Annotated in this window: 17 protein-coding genes and 3 tRNA genes; 9 read left to right on the top strand and 11 right to left on the bottom strand. The window is 74.1% G+C overall.

Annotation, left to right across the window (positions count from 1 at the left end):
- Positions 1–959: hypothetical protein (locus ACUJ8O_RS10470; protein ID WP_445373364.1), on the bottom strand; the 959-nt coding region annotated here is incomplete at its 3' end.
- Between the two features lie 270 nt (positions 960–1,229).
- On the opposite strand from ACUJ8O_RS10470, the gene ACUJ8O_RS10465 reads away from it, so the two are divergent.
- Entirely contained in the window at positions 1,230–2,081 is an 852-nt protein-coding gene (locus ACUJ8O_RS10465) for a hypothetical protein (RefSeq protein ID WP_078025441.1), read from the top strand.
- 80 nt (positions 2,082–2,161) lie between these two features.
- On the opposite strand, the gene ACUJ8O_RS10460 is transcribed toward ACUJ8O_RS10465, so the two are convergent.
- Positions 2,162–2,250: transfer RNA gene (locus ACUJ8O_RS10460), tRNA-Ser, on the bottom strand.
- A gap of 195 nt (positions 2,251–2,445) precedes the next feature.
- Positions 2,446–3,300, bottom strand: coding sequence for a PRC and DUF2382 domain-containing protein (locus ACUJ8O_RS10455; protein WP_144868720.1), 855 nt, complete (start codon positions 3,298–3,300; stop codon positions 2,446–2,448).
- Positions 3,301–3,591: 291 nt separating this feature from the next.
- On the opposite strand from ACUJ8O_RS10455, the gene ACUJ8O_RS10450 reads away from it, so the two are divergent.
- Positions 3,592–5,547, top strand: coding sequence for an FAD/NAD(P)-binding protein (locus tag ACUJ8O_RS10450; protein WP_144868723.1), 1,956 nt, complete (start codon positions 3,592–3,594; stop codon positions 5,545–5,547).
- Positions 5,548–5,631: 84 nt separating this feature from the next.
- Here the strand turns inward: ACUJ8O_RS10450 and ACUJ8O_RS10445 are convergent, their stop codons facing one another.
- The 3 genes from ACUJ8O_RS10445 to ACUJ8O_RS10435 form a co-directional block, all read right to left on the bottom strand.
- On the bottom strand, positions 5,632–8,376 hold the full coding sequence (locus ACUJ8O_RS10445) for an ExeM/NucH family extracellular endonuclease (protein WP_152743961.1): 2,745 nt from the start codon (positions 8,374–8,376) through the stop codon (positions 5,632–5,634).
- A 27-nt stretch (positions 8,377–8,403) separates the two neighbouring features.
- On the bottom strand, positions 8,404–10,668 hold the full coding sequence (locus ACUJ8O_RS10440) for a 5'-nucleotidase C-terminal domain-containing protein (protein WP_036316048.1): 2,265 nt from the start codon (positions 10,666–10,668) through the stop codon (positions 8,404–8,406).
- Between the two features lie 142 nt (positions 10,669–10,810).
- Positions 10,811–10,898: transfer RNA gene (locus ACUJ8O_RS10435), tRNA-Ser, on the bottom strand.
- Positions 10,899–11,034: 136 nt separating this feature from the next.
- Here ACUJ8O_RS10435 and ACUJ8O_RS10430 point away from each other — a divergent pair.
- Together ACUJ8O_RS10430 and ACUJ8O_RS10425 are read left to right on the top strand one after the other, a co-directional pair.
- Positions 11,035–12,096, top strand: a complete 1,062-nt coding sequence (locus ACUJ8O_RS10430; protein ID WP_082836636.1) for an NAD(P)H-quinone oxidoreductase — start codon at positions 11,035–11,037, stop codon at positions 12,094–12,096.
- On the top strand, positions 12,093–12,542 hold the full coding sequence (locus ACUJ8O_RS10425; RefSeq protein ID WP_063189344.1) for a hypothetical protein: 450 nt from the start codon (positions 12,093–12,095) through the stop codon (positions 12,540–12,542). Before ACUJ8O_RS10430 ends, ACUJ8O_RS10425 begins: the two co-directional genes overlap by 4 nt.
- A gap of 74 nt (positions 12,543–12,616) precedes the next feature.
- On the opposite strand, the gene ACUJ8O_RS10420 is transcribed toward ACUJ8O_RS10425, so the two are convergent.
- Positions 12,617–12,690: transfer RNA gene (locus tag ACUJ8O_RS10420), tRNA-Thr, on the bottom strand.
- Between the two features lie 182 nt (positions 12,691–12,872).
- Between ACUJ8O_RS10420 and ACUJ8O_RS10415 the strand changes: the two genes are divergently transcribed.
- Positions 12,873–13,607 (top strand): HAD family hydrolase, encoded by a 735-nt coding sequence (locus ACUJ8O_RS10415; RefSeq protein WP_041104709.1) that lies wholly within the window; start codon positions 12,873–12,875, stop codon positions 13,605–13,607.
- A gap of 29 nt (positions 13,608–13,636) precedes the next feature.
- Here ACUJ8O_RS10415 and ACUJ8O_RS10410 read toward each other — a convergent pair whose 3' ends face one another.
- Together ACUJ8O_RS10410 and tmk are read right to left on the bottom strand one after the other, a co-directional pair.
- Positions 13,637–14,827, bottom strand: coding sequence for a DNA polymerase III subunit delta' (locus ACUJ8O_RS10410; RefSeq protein WP_063189346.1), 1,191 nt, complete (start codon positions 14,825–14,827; stop codon positions 13,637–13,639).
- Positions 14,824–15,483 (bottom strand): dTMP kinase, encoded by a 660-nt coding sequence (gene tmk / locus ACUJ8O_RS10405; protein WP_036316043.1) that lies wholly within the window; start codon positions 15,481–15,483, stop codon positions 14,824–14,826. Before tmk ends, ACUJ8O_RS10410 begins: the two co-directional genes overlap by 4 nt.
- A gap of 81 nt (positions 15,484–15,564) precedes the next feature.
- Here tmk and ACUJ8O_RS10400 point away from each other — a divergent pair, with 81 nt between their 5' ends.
- Positions 15,565–15,861, top strand: coding sequence for a DUF2516 family protein (locus ACUJ8O_RS10400; protein WP_063189348.1), 297 nt, complete (start codon positions 15,565–15,567; stop codon positions 15,859–15,861).
- A 25-nt stretch (positions 15,862–15,886) separates the two neighbouring features.
- Here the strand turns inward: ACUJ8O_RS10400 and ACUJ8O_RS10395 are convergent, their stop codons facing one another.
- Positions 15,887–16,729 (bottom strand): class I SAM-dependent methyltransferase, encoded by an 843-nt coding sequence (locus tag ACUJ8O_RS10395; protein WP_445373363.1) that lies wholly within the window; start codon positions 16,727–16,729, stop codon positions 15,887–15,889.
- A 49-nt stretch (positions 16,730–16,778) separates the two neighbouring features.
- Here ACUJ8O_RS10395 and ACUJ8O_RS10390 point away from each other — a divergent pair, with 49 nt between their 5' ends.
- Positions 16,779–17,537, top strand: coding sequence for a phosphoglyceromutase (locus ACUJ8O_RS10390; RefSeq protein WP_063189350.1), 759 nt, complete (start codon positions 16,779–16,781; stop codon positions 17,535–17,537).
- A 61-nt stretch (positions 17,538–17,598) separates the two neighbouring features.
- On the opposite strand, the gene phoU is transcribed toward ACUJ8O_RS10390, so the two are convergent.
- Complete coding sequence (phoU, locus tag ACUJ8O_RS10385) at positions 17,599–18,267, bottom strand: phosphate signaling complex protein PhoU (protein ID WP_063189352.1); 669 nt, start codon at positions 18,265–18,267, stop codon at positions 17,599–17,601.
- 163 nt (positions 18,268–18,430) lie between these two features.
- Between phoU and ACUJ8O_RS10380 the strand changes: the two genes are divergently transcribed.
- Positions 18,431–19,660 carry a sensor histidine kinase gene (locus tag ACUJ8O_RS10380; RefSeq protein ID WP_036384686.1) on the top strand — a complete coding sequence of 410 codons (1,230 nt, stop codon included), beginning with the start codon at positions 18,431–18,433 and terminating at the stop codon, positions 19,658–19,660.
- Entirely contained in the window at positions 19,657–20,337 is a 681-nt protein-coding gene (locus tag ACUJ8O_RS10375; RefSeq protein WP_002858071.1) for a response regulator transcription factor, read from the top strand. The genes ACUJ8O_RS10380 and ACUJ8O_RS10375 overlap by 4 nt, the downstream gene beginning before the upstream one ends.
- The last annotated feature ends 87 nt before the right edge of the window (positions 20,338–20,424 follow it).

The following is a 20,424-nucleotide window of genomic DNA, read 5'->3' as shown; positions in this document are numbered from 1 at the left end:
ATCCAGAAGTTGTAGTCCATCGCCATCACGAACGGGCTGGCCGCGCCCTTCTCGGCGAGCACGGGGGACCAGGTCATCGGCATCTCGAACTCCCAGATCCCGTCCTCCTGGTAGGGCCAGGCGACGCCGGAGGCGGCCGCGGCACGCGACGTGTCGTACTCGAGTCCGTTGTCCTTCCACATCGGGACGAGCTGGTCCCACTGCCCGTCGAGGCAGGGCAGACGGCCGCCCTTGACGTCCTCGGGGGTGACCTCCAGCGCCGGCAGGGAGCTGCCCGGGTTGTAGGCGGCGGGGTCGGAGAGGATGTCCCTGAACGAGCCGTACTCCTGCTCCCACTCGGCCGTCGACCACTTGTCGCCGCCGTACGTCGCAAGGGCGCACAGGTGGCCCGCGTAGTGGGTGCCGATCTCGTGGCCGGCGGCGTGGGCCGTGTTGATGTTCTCGATGCGCTGCGCCACCTCGGCCTCGTCACCGCCGAACTCCGTGCCCACGTAGCCGGGCGTGTTGCCGGGTGCCGTGTAGTTCTCCCGGTTGGCGGTCTCGATCAGGTTGATCGCGGACTGGAACACCGTGAACTTCGCGTCGGAGTCCGCCGCCGCGTCCAGGAAGGTCTTCCAGCGCGCGTCCTGACGGCCGCCGTCGAAGGAGAAGAGGACGAACTGCGGCGGGCGCTCCTCCGCCGTGAAGGCCCGCATCGGCACGCCCTCATGGGAGCGGGCGGCCAGGGGGACCGCGGGGCCCGCGGGGTCTGCGGCGGCCGACGGCGAGCCCTCGCCGGACGACGCCGCAGCCTGCGAGGAGGCCGCATCCGAGGACCGTCCCTGCGAGGACGAGGCCTCGGATCCGTCCACAGATGCGGGCGAGGAGACGGCAGCGTCCGTGGCGCCGGAGGACCCGGCTGCCGTCCCCTCGTCCCCCTGCGGGGCGGCGCAGCCGACCAGCACGAGGGCGAGCGCCACCGACGTCCCCCACCAGCGGCGTCACCGGGGCGAGGGGGTGTCGACGGTGCGGGCGGACGGGCGGGGGAAGGACATGCGGTCTCCTGGCTCGGTCGAGTGGCGGGCGGAGTGTCTCCTCCATGGCCGCCGTGACCAGGCACGGAGAACTCCACGCTCCACCGTAGGCGAGGCCCTCGGTGGCTCTGGAGCCCTGGCAGAACTGTGACCAGGTTGTGATGTGGCGCCGCGGCCGCCGGCATGGCCCTCGCGGGCCACACCTAGACTGGAGGCATGGAATATCTCGTCCCTGTCCTCGCGGTGGTCGTCATCGGCGCCCTCGCGTTCGCCGCCGCCCGGTGGATGTCGGCCGGTCGAGCGCGTCAGGCGGCGGACCAGCGCACGCCGTCCGGCCGCGGGCTGGACATCGGACCGGAGCGGGCGCGTCTGGCAGCGGGGCTGCTGGACGAGGACGCCCATCGGCGCGTGTACGGGCACATCGCCCAGAGCCGCGTGATGGAGGCCGTGCGCGACTACCGCGCCCACACCGGGCGCGGCCTGAAGGACGCCGTCATGGACGTGCAGTCCCTCGCCGTGCATCCGCAGGTCTACTCCGAGCCGGCGCAGGAACCGGACGCCACGTCCGCCGGAGCCGCGGGGCCCGTTCCCGCCGACCATGAGGAGCCCCACCGGGACGACACGGCCCCGGCCGAGACCCCCGGGCCGGAACGGCCCGGACAGGATTCGAGCGGGCGGGGGGAGCCGGACGCCCAGACGCCCGATCGCGAGCCCTCTGACGCCGTGGCCGAGGACGACGCCCGGCAGGACACCGACCACGCCTCGGCCGCGCCGCGTCCGACGGCGACGCCCGCCGATGAGCTGACCACCCTGACCGTCCCGGCCGAGTGGACCGCCGCCCCCGCCGAGGAGGAGCTCCCCTTCGAGGTCGAGGTGATGCGGGGGACGGAGTCCGTCCGCCTCTCCTCGCGGGACCTGCCGCCGTGGCTGCGCGACCAGCTCTCCGCCATGGTGCGGGACGGCAACCTCGAGTCCGCCGCCGTCCAGCTGTCCAGCCACTCGGAGCTCTCCGTCCCGGAGGCGTACGAGCTGCTGCGCCGCATGCGCGAGCATCGCGGGGAGGGCTAGTCAGCAGCCGGTCGGCACGTCAGGTCGCCGCGCGCAGACGCGAAGAGGGCCGGAACCACACGGGTTCCGGCCCCTACCAGCGGAGACGGGGGGATTTGAACCCCCGGCCCGACTTTCGCCGAGCCCTTCATTAGCAGTGAAGTCCATTCGGCCGCTCTGGCACGTCTCCTCCGTCCGGCGCGCCTCGCACGGGGCGACGCGCGGTCAGACCGGTCCAGCTTAGCGCGCCAGGCCAGGGCAGGGCAAAGGAGCGCCGTGCTCACGGTCGGACCACCATCGCGCACGAGCGGGCCCCGGATCGATCGATCCGGGGCCCCGCGTGATCTGTCAGCCGTCCGGCCTGAGGCCGACGCGTCCGTTCAGATCAGATGCGATCCTTGCGGTCGTTGCGGCCGTCGAGGTCGCGATCGGTGGCGTCGCCGTCGACCTTGACGTCCTCGTGGCGGACCTCCTCGGTCACCGTCTCGGTGTCCTGCACCTGGCGCTTGCCCAGAGAGACCTTCTCGGCGTCCACGGTCTTGTTGACGACCGGGGTCTCCTCGTAGGTGGTCACCTCGACGTCGCCGTCGCGGCCGGCGGTGCGGGCCTCGGCGGAGTTCGGATCGACGGACTCGCGCTCCACCACGACCTCCTCGCGGGTGACGGGCACCTCGACGGTCTCGGTGGTGGTGTAGGCCTGCTTGCGCAGACGGACGCGGCCGGTGGCGCGGCGCTCGGTGCCGACGTTCAGGTGCTCGTCCTTGACGACGACGGAGTCGGCGTCGGTCACGTCGCGGCGGTCGCCGTCCACGACGGCCTCGTCGCGACGGTCGGCCGCGCCAGCCACACCCGCAGTGCCGGCCACGCCGGCGGTGCCGGCATCGGTGCGCACGTCGTCACGACGCACGTCGCCGTCGCGATCCGTGGCGGAGTACTCCATGGAGTAGTACTCGTAGATGCGCTGCTCCTCCTCGGGGGTCAGCGAGCCGTCGGCGTCCACGTTCGGGGCGTCCTTCACGAAGGACTTCTCGAAAGGCACCGTGATGCCGTCGGCGGTGATCTGGGCCTGCTGCAGCGGGACGAAGGTCTCGCGGGCGCCGAACAGGCCGGTCTTCACCGTGACGAAGGTGGGCTCGTTGGTGACGTCGTCGAGGTAGACCTGACCGACGGAGCCGATCTTGTCGCCGTCGGTGGCGAAGACGGTGGAGTTCTGCAGCTGGTCGAGAGCGTTGCGGTCCATGAGGAATTCTCCTTCTGAATTGGTGTTTTGTTGCCTTACGATCATTCACAATTCCCCATCGGCCCGAGTGGCGTCAACCATCGGCCCCCCGGATTCCCAATTCCCAGACTTCTCCCAGAATCTCGACGTGATCCGCATGATTACGCGGATTCTTCGCCCGGGCCTGCTGTGGATCCTGGGGGATCGGTGGGAGTGTGGCGCATGCGGTCCGCGACCCTTGACGGCCACCGATATTGTGTGGAATACGCGCGCCGCAGGCGTGAAAACGATCCCGAGGAGAGTGGAGGCCCCATGTCCGAGCCCCTGGTGGCCGAGCGCCGCCTCGCAGTGGTGGGAGCCGGCCCCCGCGGCGTCATGCTGCTGGAGCGGATCCTCGCCCGGCTCGAGGGCGCGGCCCCGGACGCACACCCCCGGCGGCTGCGCATCGACGTCGTGGACCCCTATCCGCCCGGGCCAGGGCGGGTGTGGCGCACGGACCAGTCCGAGCTGTACCTCATGAACACCCCCGCGTTCTTTCCGACCGCGTGCGCCGCCGACAACCCCGGTCTGCGCCCCTCCACCGCCGCCCAGACCTTCGACCAGTGGCGTCGCGTGCACCCGGAGGCCAGCCTCGGCGTGCGCCGCCACCAGTACCCGGCCCGTGCGGTCTACGGGCGCTACCTCCGGCATCTGTACAAGGACGTCGTGGCGGGGCTGCGCGCCCGTCCCGAGGTCGCCGAGGTCGTCGAGCACCGCGCGGAGGCCACCGCCCTGCACCCTCGACCCGACGGCGGCGCCCGCCTGGAGCTGCGCGACCCCGACGGCGCGATCTCCGTGCTCGACGCGGACGCCGTCGTGCTCTGCCTGGGCCATCAGCCTGCGGAGCTCAGCCCCGGCCAGATCCGGATGGCCGCCGCCGCGCGGGGCCGGGACGAGCTGCACTACCAGGGCCCGCAGATCCCCTCGGACGTGGAATGGGAGACCGTGGAGGCCGGGGCGGACGTCCTCGTGCGGGGCATGGGCCTGAACGCGTTCGACCTGCTGGCCCAGCTCACCCAGGGCCGGGGCGGGGTGTACCGCCGCACCGGCGACGGACCCGGCCGGGCCCTGCGGTACGAGCCGTCGGGGGACGAGCCGCGCCTGCACCTGATGTCCCGCCGCGGCATCCCGTACCTGCCCAAGGCCGAGGTGGACGCCTTCGTGCCCCGCGGCGTCACCCTCAGCTACCTCTCCGACGCCGCCGTGGACGCCCTCACCGCCCGGCACGGGGCCCTGGACCTCGCCGAGCACCTCTGGCCGCTGCTGCACCGCGACGTGGTCCGGCACTACTACGCCACGCTCGTCCGGGCCCAGCCCGAGATCCTCGGCGGGCCCGTCGAGGCGCGCCGGTTCCTCGGGGAGCTCGTCGGCCAGCTCGAGGAGGCCGGCCGCGGCGCCCCCGTGACCTCCGCGCACGCCGAGGAGCTCCTCCAGCGGTACGCCCCCGGGCGCCGTTTCCTCGACATCCTGGCCTATGGGTCCCCGTTCGAGGACGCCGTGTTCGCCTCCCATGAGGACTATCAGCGGGCCGTCGCGGACCTCATGGAGCAGGCCTGCGTCGAGGCCGCCCTCGGGGAGGAGTCCCCGTTCATGATGGCCGTCGGCGCGCTCCATGCCGGCCGACTGCGGATCAAGGCGTGGATCGCCGAGGGCCGGATCGCCGAGGCCTCCCGCATCCGGGACGTCCAGGGCTGGTTCGAGCCGCTGGTCGAGGGCCTCGCCTCCGGCCCGCCCCTGTGGCGCGTCGAGCAGATGCTCGCGGTGCACCGGGCCGGCCTGCTCACCTGGGCCGGCCCCGCGCCCGTGGTCGAGGCCGAGGACCACGCATTCACCGCCCACAGCCCCCAGGTGGGAGCCCAGGACTCCCTGGGGCCCGCCGTGGTCGAGGGGGCCTGGCTGGTGGAGGCGATGATGCCGCCCAACCGCGTGCAGGCCGCCGCCTCCCCGCTGGTCCGTCAGATGCTGGCGGACGGCGTCGCCGCGGCCGGGACGTGGGAGGACGAGGAGGGTGTGCGCGTGCCCGCCACCGGTTTCGACGTCACGGCCCGCCCGTACCGGCTGCGGGCCGCGGACGGCACGGTCCACGCGGACGTGTTCGTGCTGGGCCTGCAGCTCTCGGGCGTGCAGTGGGGCACCGCGATCGCGGCCGAGGCCGGGGCCGATCCGACCGGACGTGCCCTCTTCCTCGCCGACGCCGACGCCGCCGCGGCGGCCGTGCTCGCCGGCTGAGCCCCCACGACGACGGCGGGGCCGCCCGGGTGGCTCCCGGACGGCCCCGCCGTCGTCATGCCGGGTGTGGCGCCCCGCGTCCCGTCAGGGACGGACCGGCCCGCGGCCCTTGCCCGGGTGCTCCGGGCCGTGGCCCTTGCCCGGGTGGTCGCCGCCGTGACCCGGGGTCGCGCCGACGCAGCGCAGCCACTCGCGCACGGAGTTCGCGGGCTTGCCCGGCACGCCGCGCGGATCGGTCACACCGTCGCAGGTCTCGCCCGGGGAGGGCTCCGGCTCCGGGGTCGGCTCGGTCACGGGCGCGTCGAGCTGGAGGCCCACCAGGATCGGGTTGTGGTCCGAGGACCGCCACTGGTCCGCGGAGTACAGGTCCTCGGCCACGTAGTTGTGGCGCGAGTACTCCAGTGCCACGGATTCGTTCGCGTTGATCATCCAGATGTCCTGGCCGGTGATCGCCGCCGCCGCCGACGGCGAGGCGTAGATCCCGTCCAGGCTGCCGACGGCGCCGCCGTACGCGTACGAGTACTCGCCCGTGAGCGCGCCCTGCGAGACGTACCCGGCCGCCTCGAGCACGCGGATCGGGTCCTCCTTCTCGTACGCGTTGAAGTCACCCATGAGCAGGACGCGGTCGGTGCCGGTCTCGGCCTTCATGCGCTCGGCGAAGGCCACGAGGGCCTCGGCCTGGCCCACGCGGTCCGCGTTGTACGCGCCCTGGCCGTCGCCCGCGTCCACGTTGCCCCCGGTCGCACCGGAGCCGCCCTTGGACTTGAAGTGGTTGGTGATCGCCACGAAGTCGGTGCCGGCCGCCCCCTCGGACGTGCCGTCGGCGGCGCGGAACAGCTGGGCCATCGGCTCGCGGGCGTTGTCGAAGTTCGTCTGGTCGTCGAGGATCACCGACTCGCCCACCGGGGTGACCTCGGCCGGCTGGTAGATGAACGCGGAGCGGATGACGTCCTCGTCCGCGAGCGCGGGACGCACGGTCGGGGAGGCGACGAAGGCCCAGCGCTGCTCGCCGGCCTGCGCGTTGAGGGTCTCCACGAGGTGGGCCAGCGCGTGGTCCCGGTCGAGGCCGAACTTCTCGGAGTTCTCGATCTCCTCGAGCGCGACCACCGAGGTGCCGAGGCCGTTGATCGCGGCCGCGATCTTCTCCTGCTGGCGGGCGAACGCCTCGGGGGTGTAGGCGCCGCGCGGCAGGCAGCCGTTCGTGGTGACGGGGTTGCCGGCGCGGTCGCGGTAGGCGCTGCAGCCGGCCACGTCCTGGCCCAGGGTCGTGAAGTAGTTGAGCACGTTGAAGCTGCCGACGGTGACGTTGCCGCCGACCGCCTCGGGGGCGGCCTCGCCCGGGCGGGTGTCCTCGATCGTCACGGGCTGGAGGGCGGCCGCCGTGGCGTCGGTGAGGTGGCCCAGCGGCTGGAAGGACCACGCGTCGAAGCGCCAGTCGAGGATGACTCCGGTGGTGAACTCCAGGCCCGCGCCCACGCGCACCGGCTGGTCCGCGTCCAGGTACGGCAGCGGGTTCTGGTTGCCCGGTGAGCGCATGAAGTTCGTGGTGGCCCCGTCGTCGAGCACGATCAGCTGCTGGGCGTTGGCGGCCGCGACGGCCTGGGCCTCGGCGCCGGGCCGGGCCACCGACGTCGGGTTGTCCAGCGGCGTGGTGCCGGGGACGATGCCGAGGGAGCCGTACTGGTTGAGGGAGTAGTTGTCCGTGACCGTCCAGTCGCCCTGCGGGGCGAGGACCATGCCCTCGAGCGCCTCACGGTCGGCCTCCTCCAGCGGGAACTCCACCGGCGTGGGGGCCACGGCGCCGGGCTCGGCGACCGGCAGCACGCCGCCGGCGGCGACCTTGATCTGCGTGAGGCCGTAGTGCTCGGCCGCTTCGCCCGTGACCTGGACGTGGTCGCCGAGCGTCACGGAGCCGACCGTGTCCGGCGAGTACACGAACACGCCGTCGGAGGCGCCCGGGGTGGCGTCGGGGGTGTCGCCGCCGGTACCGGCGGTCTGGATGTAGTAGCCGTCGTAGCCGCCCGTGGAGTACACGGCGGTGACGACGCCGGTGGTGGTCACCTGGCGCCCGGCGTACGGGGTGGCCGTGCCGGTGCCCTGGAGCTGGGCGATGGTGATCCGCTCGGCCGGGGTCGGCTGCGGCTCGGGCTCCGGGGTCGGCTCGCCGCCGGTGGCGGCGGCGTTGGTCGGGGTGACCTGGTCGGTGACGGTGAAGTCGGCGCTGTTGTCGTCCGTGTCCACGCCGTTCGTGCGGGTGAGGGACTTCGGGTCCGAGTTGGCCGAGGGGGCGCCGGCGGCCGCCGTTTCGAAGGTGTTCGTGGCGCCGTAGCCGAGCACGTCCGCGACGCCCGGCACCTGGCCGGTCACCACGGAGCCGACCGGCAGGTCCGTCACGGTGCCCGCCTGGCGTGCGAGCACGATCGTGCCCTTGGTGCCCGCGGGGTTGAACGCCCCGCCGGCCACGAGGTCCGCCTGCGGCAGGGCGACGCCCGCGGTGCCGTTGGAGCCGCCGGAGACCAGGAAGTGGCCCTTCGCGGGCACCGTGCCGGACAGCGCGACCGTGCCCTGGGTCGCGGCCGTGCCGGCGGCGGAGCGGTACTGCAGGGACCAGCCGTCGAGGCTGATCGGCTGGTCGGTGGGGTTGTAGAGCTCCACGAACTTGTGGGTGTACACGGCGTTCGCGGAGCCGCCGTTGGTGTACGCCTCGTTGATGACGAGGGAGTCGCCGGCCGGGCTGGCCTGGGAGGGCAGGGCCACGGCGGGGGCGAGCAGGGCCAGGGCGGCGGTGGTCACCGCGGTGCGCGCGGCGAAGCGGGGCAGGGGGGTCATGTCGTCCTCGGTCTCGTTCTCGATGGGTCAGCGCGGCAGGCCCGCGGCGGTCAGCCAGGCATGGGCGGAGAAGACGGGGTGCGTGGCGGCGCCGCGCTGCACGCCGCGGCCCTTGCCCGGGTGGTCCTCGCCCTTCACGCGGCCCTTGCCCGGGTGGTCGGCGCCCTTGTCATGGCCCTTGCCATGACCCTTGCCCGGGTGGGTCGGGGCGGGCTGCTCCGGCTCGGTGGGGGTCGGGGCCGCGGTGACCTCGAGGGCATGGCGCACCACGGTCGTGCTGCCGTCGGCGTAGCGCACGGTCATCACGAGCTCGCCCGTGCCCGCGGCGGCGGGGGCGGTGATCCCGGAGAGCGTGACGGTCTCGGAACCCGTGGGGACTGCCACGGTGCCCAGGGCGGTCTCGGTGCCGTCGGCCGTGCGGAAGGCGACGTCGACCGCGGTCGCCGCGGGGGCGCCGTCGGAGTCCACCACGAGGTCCCCGAGGGTCAGGCCGACGGCCTGCCCGGCCTCGACCGAGGCGGGGGCGTCGGTGACCGGCACGCCGTTCTTGCCGAAGTCCGGGGCGACGGCGCCGTGGGCCGCGTCCTGGGCGCGGGCGTAGTCCGTGATCGCCTGGGAGTCCAACAGGCCCATGTTCACGAAGTTCTGGCGGCCGGTCGCGAAGGCGGTGTAGCCGTCGGGGGCCTTGGTCGGGTCCCCGAGCGTCGTCCAGGTGTCGTCGGCCAGGAACGACTGGCTGGCCACCGTGTACATGCGGTCCGCCTGGAGCGGCTCGCCGTCGATCCACACGCCGGTCACCTTGTCCCCCTGCGGGCGGGACTCGTCGTAGGTCCAGGTCAGCTCCTCGGACCAGCCGAGGGTGAACTTGCGCACGTCGTTCCGCCAGTTCTCCTCGAGGGCCAGCTTGATGGAGGAGCCCGGGATGTCGAAGTAGGTGATGGTGTTGCCGAACGGCGCCATGTCGAGCAGCTCGCCCAGGGTGAGGCGACCGACGAGGTCGGCCGGCTTGGCCGGGAACGCGCCGCCGTCGGTGAAGCGGTCCGTCAGCAGCTCGGAGCGCAGGCCGCCGGGATTGGTCACGCCGAGGTCCACCTCGGGGTTCGCCTGCTCGGCGGCGTGCTTGACGGCGTCGCCCACCCAGGTGCCCAGGGTGGTCTCGGCGGCACGCGTGCCGCCGGCCTTCCAGGACCCACCCGCGTCGATCAGCTTCTGGTAGTCGGTGGTGATGGAGGCGGACAGGTCGGCCACGACCTCGCCCTGCAGGTCCTCGAAGACCGCGACGGCCTCCTGCTCGATCGCGTACACCTGGGCGGTGACGGGGGATTCCGCGGCGGCCTCGGCGGGGGCCTGCGTGGACCGGGTCAGCAGGCGCGGGGTGAGCCCGGTGACCTCGCCGTCGGCGCCCACGGTCAGCTCGACGGCGGCCAGGTGGCTGCCGGAGGCGCCCGCCTGGATCACGGGGCGGTGGGCGCCGCCGGCCGTGGTGTCGTACTGGTAGAGCTGGTGGGTGTGGGCGTTGAAGATGACGTCCACGGCGGAGGAGGTCTCGCCGACGATGCGGTCGAATTCGGCCCGGGCCGCCCGCTCGGCGGCCAGCTCGCCCGCGCCGGCGGCGCCGTCGTGGTACGAGGCCACGATCACGTCGGCGGCGTCCTGGGCCTCCAGCTCGTCCGCGACCGCGTTCACGGCGGCGACCTCGTCGAGGACCTCGTTGCCCTTCAGGCCCGCGCCGGTGGTGGTCGCGTACAGCTCGTTGGGGGAGGCGCCGATGACGGCGACGCGCACGCCGTCGACGTCGAAGACGGCGTGCGAGGTGAGGACGGGCTCCTTGCTCGTCGGGTCCACCAGGTTGGCGGAGAGCACCGGGAACTGGGCCCGGGACTCCACGCGGCCCTGCAGGTCGTCCAGGCCCTTGTCGAACTCGTGGTTGCCGGCGGTCAGCGAGGCCAGGCCGAGCGCGTTCATCACGTCGATCGTCGGGTTGTCCTGCTGCACGTTGGACACGGACTTCGAGCCGCCGATCAGGTCGCCGGCGCTGGTCAGCAGCGTGGAGCCGGCGCCGTGTTCGGCCTCGAACGCGGTGCGGTAGTCCTCCACCGTGTCCGCGAACTGCGTGCCGATGTAGTCCGCGGACAGCGCGCCGTGGAAGTCGTTGAAGGACAGGATCGAGATGGTGGTCTCGTCCGCGGCGGCCGTCTCGACGGCCAGGGCGGGCGCCGCGCTCGCGGGCGCGAGGACGAGGACGGTGCAGGCGGCCGTGGTGACGGCACGGCGACGGAACAGGCTGGACATGGCTCTCCCCGGGATGCGTGATGACAGAGGTGCGCCGCCGGTGGACGGCGGGGTGACGCGCCGAGTCCACCACATCCAGGTGGCCCCCAGGTGAACGAGAGACGGCGGGCCGTCCGGCCCGCCGCCTCTCGTCGTGTGCACGCGGATGGTGAGGGATTCGAACCCTCGGCACGGGGTCACCGCGCACCGGTTTTCAAGACCGGCTCCTTCGGCCGCTCGGACAACCATCCCGGGCCTGACCGCGACGGTGTGGGCCGCCGCGTCGAGGACCCACTCTAGCCCGTGGCCCGGCGGGCGGCCGGTGGCGAGTCCGGCCCCCGCGCGCGAGGATGGACCCTCGACCCCCGACCAGAGGAGGAGACCCCCATGGACGTCCCCGCACAGATGCGCGCCGTGCGATTCACCGGTGCCGGCGACAACGGCGTCGTCCGCGTGGGCCACGAGCCCGTGCCGGACCCCGGCCCGGGCGAGGTGCTGGTGCACGTGGCCGCCGCGGGTCTCAACCGCGCGGACATCGCGCAGCGCGAGGGCCGCTATCCGCCGCCGCGCGGCGCCTCCGAGATCCCCGGGCTCGAGGTCTCCGGCACCGTGGCGGCGCTGGGACCCGAGGCCGGGATGCCGGGGGAGGGGCGCTTCGCCGTCGGTGACCGGGTGTGCGCTCTCCTGGCCGGCGGGGGCTTCGCCGAGTACGTCGCCGTGCCGACGGGCCAGCTCATGGCCGTCCCCGACGGCGTCGGCCTCGTCGAGGCGGCGGCCCTGCCGGAGGTCGCCTGCACGGTGCACTCGGCGCTCGTGGGCCGTGCGGGCGTGCAGGCCGGGGACCGGGTGCTCGTGCACGGCGCCACCGGCGGCATCGGCTCCTTCGCCGTCCAGTTCCTCGCCGCGCTCGGTGCACGGGTGCTGGGCACCGCCGGCGGCCCGGAGAAGGTGGCGCTCGGTCGGCGGCTGGGCACCGAGCACATGTTCGACCACCGCGCCGCCGAGTCCGGTGCCTTCGCCCCGTGGGTCAAGGAGGTCACGGACGGCCACGGCGCGGACGTCATCCTCGACGTCGTCGGCGCCCCGTACCTGGCGCCCAACGTGTCCGCGCTCGCCCCCGAGGGACGCATCGTGACGCTCGCGGTCCAGGGCGGCGCCGTCCCGGAGGACTTCAACATCATGAAGCTGGTGGTCAAGCGCGGCTGGCTCACGGGGGCGACGCTCCGCTCCCGCTCGGTCGTGGACAAGGCCGGGATCGTGGCCGCGGCCGAACGTGCCGTGTGGCCCCTGGTGGCGGCGGGCCGCATCGACGCGAGCGTCGGGGCGTGCTTCCCGCTCGCCGAGGCCGCCGAGGCGTTCGACTGGTTCGACTCCGCCACCCGCACGGGCAAGGTCGTGCTCGTCACCGACCCCGCCGACGCGCGCCGGCCGTCCGGCGACCGCGCATGAGGGGGCCCTTCGCACGCTTCCGTCAGGAGCGTGCCGACGACCGCGAGCTCGGCACGGGGCTGTGGCGCCGTGCCCACGACCGACTCAGCCGGGCCCTGGACCGCTACTGGCAGGTGCTGGAGGGCCAGCGGGGCACGGACGTGCTGAGCCCCGAGGAGCGCAACGGCGTGGTCCACGCCGGCAACGTCCTCACGGAACGGCTCCCCGCGGTCCGTGCCCTGTGCGTCCGCCTGCACCGGGACCACGAGGGCGACGGCGAGCACATCCCGGCCGAGGCCGCCGACGTCCACCGTGAGCTCTCCCGCGCCGCGCACGAGCTGGCCGCCACCGCCCAGGCCCTCGCCCTGTACCGGCTCGGTCAGGGTTCGGCGGAGTCGGTCGGCCGGCACGCCGAACGCACCCTCGGCCACCTGGACCGGGCGGAGGAGCTGGGAGCCGGGCTCTGACGGCGGCGCGCCCCGGACGGCCGGCCCGAAGACGAGAGGACCCCGCCGCGTGATCACGCGGCGGGGTCCGGGGGAGCCCCCTGCCGGATTCGAACCGGCGACCTGCTCTTTACGAGGGAGCTGCTCTGGCCAGCTGAGCTAAGGAGGCACGTGACCGTGAACGGCCACGGCTGACGAGCATACCGGTTTCGCGGCCCCGATTCCACCGCGCGGCCGGGCGCGCGGGCCACCGACTGTGGCCCGCGCCTTCCGCAGGCGTTCACCCCCAGGCCACGCCGCGGCCAGACGGGGACGGTTCCCTGGTGGGCACACACCGTCGACGGGAGACGCATGAGCCTGCCCCACGCCCCTCGCACCCCGGCACCCCCCGCCGCGGCCTCGTCAGCCGCGCCCCTCCGCCTGGCCGTGGTGGACATGTCCGGCACGTCCATCGTGGAGCACGGGCTCCAGGACACGGCGTTCGCCCGCACGTTGGACCAGCACGGCGTCCCGGCGGGCACGCCGGAGCACGACGACGCCGCTCGGCGGTTCCGCGCGCTCCGGCCCACCTCGCGCACGGCCGTGTTCCCCCGCGTGTTCGCCGACCGGGCGGTGGCCGCGGCGGCGACCCGCACGTTCGAGGCGGCCTTCGACGCGCTGCTGGCCGAGCACGGCGTCCAGGCCGTCCCGGGCGCGGAGGAGGCGCTCGTCCGCCTGCGCGCCCTCGGCCTCCACGTGTGCCTCTGCACCGGCTACGCCCGCCACACCCAGAACATGATCCTCGAGTCGCTGGGGTGGATGGGCCTGGCGGATCTGAGCCTCTCCCCGGACGACGCCGGCCGCGGCGTCCCCTACCCGGACATGATCCTCACCGCCCTGCTCGGTCTCGACCTCGACGACGTCCGCAGCGTCCTGGTGGTCGGGGACACCGCGGAGGACATGACGGCCGGGCGCCGCGCGGGGGCCGGACTCGTGGTCGGCGTGCGCACGGGTCGCGACGCGGACGACGTCCTGCTGGCGGCGGGCGCGGACCGGGTGGTGCCGGGCCTGGCCGACGTGCCGGACCTGGTGGTCCGCACCCGCTGAGCCGGCGCCGGCCCGCCCCGCGCGGCCGCTCAGCGACGTCGCGGGGTGCGCACCCGGCGGGGCAGCAGCGCCAGCATCATGGCTTCGAGGGCCAGCTGCTCCGGCACGTTGGCGGCGATGCGCTCCCGGGCCGTGGTGACGGCGTCGATCCGGGCGAGCACCTCGGCCGAGTCGCCGGCGGCGCCGCGGGCGTACGCCTCGATCTCGTCCCGACGGTGCTCGTTGATGAGCTCGCCGTCGGCCCCCAGCTGCACGCGCAGCACGTCCCGGAACAGGCCCATGACGTCGATCATGGCCCGGTCCAGCGAGTCCCGGACGGCGCGGCGCCGCCGGCGGGTCTGGTCCTCCTCGAGCCGTTTGACGTGGTGGCGGAGCTTGGGCGGGACGGGCTCGCCGGGCTCGAGGCCCAGGGAGCGGCGCAGCGCCTCGAGCTCCTCGGCGTCCCGGGCTTCGGCGGCGGACTCGGCCTCGGCCTTGGACACCTCGGCCAACGTGGCGGCCAGGGCCATCGCGTCGGAGACGGCGGTGGCCTGGAGCGGCAGGGAGAGGATGCGCTCGCGGCGTTCGAGGGCCTCAGGGTCCCGCGCGAGGCGGCGGGCCATGCCCACGTGCGACTGGGAGATCCGGGCGGTGGTGAGCGCCGTCTCGCGGTCCAGCCCGTCGCGGCGGTGCAGCAGCTCCGCCACCTGCTCCACGGCGGGGATGCTCAGCGTGATCAGCCGGCAGCGGGAGCGGACGGTGGGGAGCACGTCCGCGGGGGACGGGGCGCACAGCATCCAGATCGTGCGGGCCGGCGGCTCCTCGATGGCCTTGAGCAGCACGTTCGTGGCGCGCTCCGTCATGCGGTCCGCGTCCTCCATGAGGAAGATCCGCCAGCGCCCGGTGGCGGGGGTGGACTGGCCGGCCTCCACGAGGGCGCGGACGTCCTCGATCCGATAGCTCACCGCCTCGGTGGCCAGCACGGTCACGTCCGGGTGGGTGCCGCCGAGGACGGTGCGGCACGCGTGGCACTCGCCGCAGCCGCGCGCCGCCGGGTCTGCGACCTCGCACTGCAGGGCCGCGGCGAACGCACGCGCCGCCGTCGACCGGCCGGAGCCGGGCGGGCCCGTGAACATCCAGGCGTGGGTGGGACGGTCCTCGGCCGCGGCGCGGCGCAGCTGGGCCACCGCGGCCTCCTGGCCCGCGAGGTCCGCGAACACGGCGGGGGCGGGGGCCGTCATCGGTCGGCCGCCTGGGCGGTGACGCGGGCCAGCGCGCGGGCGGTGAGCTCCTGCGGCGGCAGCGCGCCGTCGAGCACGAGGTACCGCTCGGGCGCGGCCGCCGCGCGCGCGAGGAAGGCGGCGCGCAGGGCCTCGTGCCGGTCCGCCGTCTCCCGCTCCATGCGGTCGGGGGTGCCCTCGCCCTCCGCCGCGCGGCGGTCACGCCGGTCCGCGGCGGTGGCCGCGTCCACGTCGATCAGCACCGTCAGATCGGGGACGAGGCCGTCCGTGGCCCACTCGTTCAGGGCGGCGATCCGCGCCTCGCCCAGCCCGCGCGCCGCGCCCTGGTAGGCCACGGACGAGTCCACATACCGGTCCGTGACGACGACGGCGCCCCGGGCCAGCGCGGGGCGCAGCGTGCGGACGGCATGGGCGGACCGGGCCGCGGCGAACAGCAGCGCCTCGGTGCGGGGGTCCACGGGGGCGTGCCCGGGGTCCAGCAGCAGCTCCCGCAGCGTCTCGCCCAGGTCCGAGCCGCCGGGCTCGCGCGTGAGCACCACCTCGTGGCCCGCGGCGCGCAGGGCCTCGGTCAGGGCGCGGGCCTGGGTGGACTTGCCGGATCCGTCCGGTCCCTCGACGGCGACGAACAGGCCGCGATGCTCGGTCTGGGTGCTCACGCCTCGAGCCTAGACGCCGCCCCGGACGGGGAGGGAACCCGGCCGGGCCGACCGCCTAGACTGACCGGCATGAGCGCCCCCATGCACTTCGCCCTGCTCGTCGACCACTGGCTGTTCCGCGTCCTGGCGATCGCCGCGCTCGTGCTCGAGGTCTGGGCGCTGGTGGACGTCGTCCGGCGCCGCCCCGACGACTTCGCCCGCATCGGGGGCCGGGACAGGAGCTTCTGGCTGATCCTCACCGGCGTCGCCGCCGTCGTCGGGCTCCTCGGCGTGCTCGCGGGCGGCGGGATGGGCATGTTCGGCCTCGTGGCCGCGTGCGTGGCGTGCGTCTACCTCGCCGGCCCCCGCCAGGACATGGGCCCGGCCCTGCGCCGCTGAGGGCCCCGCGCCGTCGGCGCGGCCCTCATGACGACGGCGCCACCGCCGCCCAGCGCACGCTCAGCTCCCCGCGCCGCCACTGGTGCGGGCCGCCCAGCACGGGCCAGCCCGCCGCGCGCAGCGTGCCGACCGTCGCCAGCCACCGCTGCCGCGTCCCGTAGGCCGCGAGCGGGGCGTGCGCGGCCCACGCGGCGTCGGCCTCCGCCAGGAGCCGATGGACGGGCTCCCCGGACACGTGCCGGTGGATGAGGACCTTCGGCAGGCGCGCCGCCACGTCCGAGGGGCGGGCGAAGGACCCCAGCCTGAGGGCCACGGTCAGGCTCGCCGGCCCGTCCCGGCGCAGATCCACCCAGGCCGCCCGCCGACCGTCCTCGGAGCAGGTGCCCTCCACGAGGACGCCGTCGTCGGCGAGCCCCGCGCACAGCAGGGACCAGATCGCGGGCACGTCCTCCTCCCGGTACTGGCGCAGCACGTTGAACGCGCGCACCACGGTGGGCGGCCGCGGCACGGGCAGCTCGAAGCCGCCGACCGCCCAGGTGACCCCCGGCAGGTCGCCGGCCCGCTCCCGGGCCCGGGCCACCCGAGCGGGGTCGATCTCGAGGCCCACCAGCTCGAGGGCCGGGTTCTGCACGCGCAGCCGCTGGGCCATCTCGACGGCGGTCACCGGCTCCGCGCCGAAGCCCAGGTCCACGGCCAGTGGGCGGGGCGTGCGCCGCAGCAGGGGGCCGTGCACGTCCGTGAGCCAGCGGTCCACCCGGCGCATCCGCTGCGCCGCCGTCGTGCCGCGGGTGATGTGGCCCTGCGGGCCCCGGGCGGGGCCGGGGCCGGGCGTCGTGCGCGCGCGCAGCCGCCGGGCCTTCTCCACCATGGGCTCCAGCGTAGGGGAGCGGCGGGACGGGTCCGCCTAGGATGGTGACATGGCGAACACCACGTACACGCTGGTCCTGCTGCGGCACGGTCAGAGCGAATGGAACGAGAAGAACCTGTTCACCGGCTGGGTGGACGTCCCGCTGACCGAGAAGGGGCGCGCCGAGGCCGCCCGCGGCGGTGAGCTGCTGGAGGCGGAGGGCATCCGCCCGGACGTGGTCCACACGTCCCTGCTCAAGCGCGCCATCACCACGGCCAACCTGGCCCTCGAGGCCGCGGACCGCCAGTGGATCCCGGTCAAGCGCAGCTGGCGCCTGAACGAGCGCCACTACGGCGCCCTGCAGGGCAAGGACAAGGCCCAGGTGAAGGAGGAGTTCGGCGAGGAGCAGTTCATGGTCTGGCGCCGGTCCTTCGACACCCCGCCGCCCGCCCTGGACGACGACTCCGAGTTCTCCCAGATCGGCGACGAGCGCTACGCGGACCTGGGCAAGGACGCCCCCCGCACCGAGGCCCTCAAGCAGGTCATCGACCGCCTGCTGCCCTACTGGGAGGAGCAGATCCTGCCCGACCTCAAGGCCGGCAAGACCGTGCTGATCGCCGCGCACGGCAACTCGCTGCGCGCCCTGGTCAAGCACCTGGACGGCATCTCGGACGAGGACATCGCGGGCCTGAACATCCCGACGGGCATCCCGCTGGTCTACGAGCTGGACCAGAACTTCAAGCCGATCACCGCGAACGGCCGCTACCTCGACCCGGAGGCCGCCGCCGCCGGCGCCGCCGCCGTGGCCGCCCAGGGCTCCGCGCACTGACGCGTCCGACGACGACGGGCCGGGACCCCGCCGGGGGCCCGGCCCGTGGCGTCGGGGACGGTCAGGAGCCGGTGGCGTCCGGGCGGTGGGTCGCCCACTCGCCCGTGACGAGGTAGCGCACCTTGGCGGCCACGGACAGGCCGTGGTCCGTGAACCGCTCGAGGTAGCGCGAGGCCAGCGTGACGTCCGTGGTGGTGGCCGGCGTCGCGCTCCAGTCCGGGGCGGCGATCGCGCGGAAGACGGACAGGTGCAGCGCGTTGACGTCCTCGTTGAGGGCGTCGATCCGGTCCCCGTGCGCCAGGTCCTGGGTCTCGAGCAGCAGGAGGACCTCCTCGGCCACCTCCACGGCGGCGTCGCACATCGCGGTGATCACGGTCCGGACCTGTTCCGGGATGACGTGCTCGGGGTAGCGCAGCCGGGTCAGCTGGGCCACGTGGCGGGCGAGGTCGCCCATGCGCTCGAGCGAGGAGCTCATCCGCAGCGTGGCGACGACGGTGCGCAGGTCCGTGGCCACGGGCGCCTGCAGCGCCAGGATGCGCACGGCCTGCTCGTCGAGGGACTCCTGCAGCTGGTCGATCCGCGCGTCCTCCGAGATGACCCGTTCGGCGCCGTGCACGTCGGCCGCCTCGAGGGCGGCCTGCGCGTCCATCATGGCGCGGTGCACGAGGCGGGCGATCTCGGTCAGGTCGCGGCCCAGCCGTTCGAGGTCGGCTCGGTAGAGCTCGCGCATGGTCTCCTCTCCCCGGCGACGCCCGTGCGCCGCCGACCCCGACTCCCCGGGGCAACGGTCCACCCTGGCAGGGCAAGATGAACGGCCCATGAACGCCGATCGTCCGGCGTCTGGCGGGGCCGGGGCAGCCCGTCTCCGGGCCGCCAGAGGCTAGTCTGGTGCCGTGGATCCCGTCATCATCGGCCTGCTGTGCGGAGCGGTCGGACTGTTCACCGGAGTGGCCTCCATGCTGGCCTTCCGGGCGTCCGAGCGCTCGCGGACGGTGGACCTGACGGTCGGCGAGCCCACCCTCGCCCCGGGCGCCGCCGAGGTCCTCTCCGTGGTCGGCCGCGCGTACGCGGTGGTGGACGACGTCGACGGCGTGGTGCGCGCGAACCCCGCGGCCTACGCCCTGGGCCTCGTGCGGGGGCACTCGCTCGTCCAGGACCAGCTGCGCGAGCTCACGCGGACCGTGCGGGCCGACGGCGTCATCGTCGAGCGCCGCATGGAGCTGCCCCGAGGACCCCTCGGGCAGTCGAGCCTCGTCGTCGAGCTGCGCGTGGCCCCGCTGGACGAGGAGTACATCCTGATCCTGGCCGACGACCGCACGGACGTGACCCGCACCGAGGCCATGCGCCACGACTTCGTCGTCAACGTCTCGCACGAGCTCAAGACGCCGGTGGGCGCCATCTCCCTGCTCTCCGAGGCCATCGGCGACGCCGCGGAGGACGAGGAGGCGGTGCGTCGCTTCGCCGCACGCCTGGGCGTCGAGTCCCGCCGGCTCTCGGCCCTCGTGCAGGACATCATCGAGTTCTCCCGGCTGCAGGCCAAGGACGTGGTCCAGGACGGGGGGCCCGTGGACCTCAACGCCGTCGTCGCCGACGCCGTGGACCGCCTGCGCCTGACCGCCGAGGACCGCGGCATCGCGCTGCGCGTGGGCGGCCGCGTGGACGCGGTGGTGCACGGGGACCAGGACCAGCTGATGACCGCGGTGCGCAACCTGGTGGACAACGCGGTGCGCTACTCCCCGGAGGGCACCACGGTCGGCATCGGCCTGAGCTCCGTGGACGGGCTCGCGCAGGTCACCGTCACGGACCAGGGCATCGGCATCAGCCCGGAGGAGCAGGAGCGGGTCTTCGAACGCTTCTACCGCGTGGACGCGGCGCGGTCGCGTCAGACGGGCGGCACGGGCCTGGGGCTGAGCATCGTCAAGCACGTCGTCATCAACCACGGAGGGGAGGTCACCCTCTGGTCCCAGCCGGGCCGCGGGTCGACCTTCACCATCCGCCTGCCCGAGTGGGGGGACGGTGTCGCCGTCGACGGCGCGCCGGGTGCCGCCCACGTCACCGAGCGGCGCGGTCACCGGGTGACCGCCTCGGCCGCACCCCCGACCCGGAAGGAGACGAGCGCATGAGCCGCATTCTGATCGTGGAGGACGAGGAGTCGTTCAGCGACCCCCTGTCCTACCTCCTGGAGAAGGAGGGGTTCGAGGTCACCGTCGCCGCCGACGGCAACGAGGCGCTGAGCGTCTTCGAGCGCGACAGCGCGGACCTGATCCTCCTGGACCTGATGCTCCCGGGGATGTCCGGCACCGAGGTGTGCCGTCAGGTGCGCCAGCGCTCCAACGTCCCCGTGATCATGCTGACCGCGAAGGACTCGGAGATCGACAAGGTCGTCGGCCTCGAGCTCGGCGCGGACGACTACGTGACCAAGCCGTACTCCTCACGCGAGCTGGTGGCCCGCGTCCGCGCCGTGCTGCGCCGTCAGGGGGAGCAGGAGGAGCCGATGTCGGCGACCATCAGCGCCGGCCCCGTGCGCATGGACGTCGAGCGGCACGTCGTCTCCGTGGACGGCGAGCAGGTGTCCCTGCCGCTCAAGGAGTTCGAGCTGCTGGAGATGCTGCTGCGCAACGCCGGGCGCGTGCTCACCCGCGGCCAGCTGATCGACCGCGTGTGGGGCTCCGACTACGTGGGGGACACCAAGACCCTCGACGTGCACGTGAAGCGCCTGCGCTCCAAGATCGAACCCGACCCCTCGAGCCCCCGCTACCTCGTCACGGTGCGCGGTCTGGGCTACAAGTTCGAGGCCTGACCGGCGCGCTCCTCCCGGGACGACGACGGCCCCGGCTCCACCTCGCGGTGGGGCCGGGGCCGTGGCGTGCCGGGCGCAGGCCCGGCG

This window comes from Micrococcus sp. EWR3.9.1 (assembly GCF_052615555.1).
This window is presented reverse-complemented; position numbering and strand designations above follow the sequence as displayed.

Coding starts and splice junctions, on each gene's coding strand:
- ACUJ8O_RS10430 (WP_082836636.1), top strand. CDS start 11,035: ATGGACGTCCCCGCACAGATGCGCGCCGTGCGATTCACCGGTGCCGGC.
- ACUJ8O_RS10410 (WP_063189346.1), bottom strand. CDS start 14,827: ATGACGGCCCCCGCCCCCGCCGTGTTCGCGGACCTCGCGGGCCAGGAG.
- ACUJ8O_RS10415 (WP_041104709.1), top strand. CDS start 12,873: ATGAGCCTGCCCCACGCCCCTCGCACCCCGGCACCCCCCGCCGCGGCC.
- ACUJ8O_RS10400 (WP_063189348.1), top strand. CDS start 15,565: ATGCACTTCGCCCTGCTCGTCGACCACTGGCTGTTCCGCGTCCTGGCG.
- ACUJ8O_RS10390 (WP_063189350.1), top strand. CDS start 16,779: ATGGCGAACACCACGTACACGCTGGTCCTGCTGCGGCACGGTCAGAGC.
- ACUJ8O_RS10395 (WP_445373363.1), bottom strand. CDS start 16,729: ATGGTGGAGAAGGCCCGGCGGCTGCGCGCGCGCACGACGCCCGGCCCC.
- ACUJ8O_RS10425 (WP_063189344.1), top strand. CDS start 12,093: ATGAGGGGGCCCTTCGCACGCTTCCGTCAGGAGCGTGCCGACGACCGC.
- ACUJ8O_RS10455 (WP_144868720.1), bottom strand. CDS start 3,300: ATGGACCGCAACGCTCTCGACCAGCTGCAGAACTCCACCGTCTTCGCC.
- ACUJ8O_RS10440 (WP_036316048.1), bottom strand. CDS start 10,668: ATGTCCAGCCTGTTCCGTCGCCGTGCCGTCACCACGGCCGCCTGCACC.
- ACUJ8O_RS10445 (WP_152743961.1), bottom strand. CDS start 8,376: ATGACCCCCCTGCCCCGCTTCGCCGCGCGCACCGCGGTGACCACCGCC.
- ACUJ8O_RS10465 (WP_078025441.1), top strand. CDS start 1,230: ATGGAATATCTCGTCCCTGTCCTCGCGGTGGTCGTCATCGGCGCCCTC.
- phoU (WP_063189352.1), bottom strand. CDS start 18,267: ATGCGCGAGCTCTACCGAGCCGACCTCGAACGGCTGGGCCGCGACCTG.
- ACUJ8O_RS10450 (WP_144868723.1), top strand. CDS start 3,592: ATGTCCGAGCCCCTGGTGGCCGAGCGCCGCCTCGCAGTGGTGGGAGCC.
- ACUJ8O_RS10375 (WP_002858071.1), top strand. CDS start 19,657: ATGAGCCGCATTCTGATCGTGGAGGACGAGGAGTCGTTCAGCGACCCC.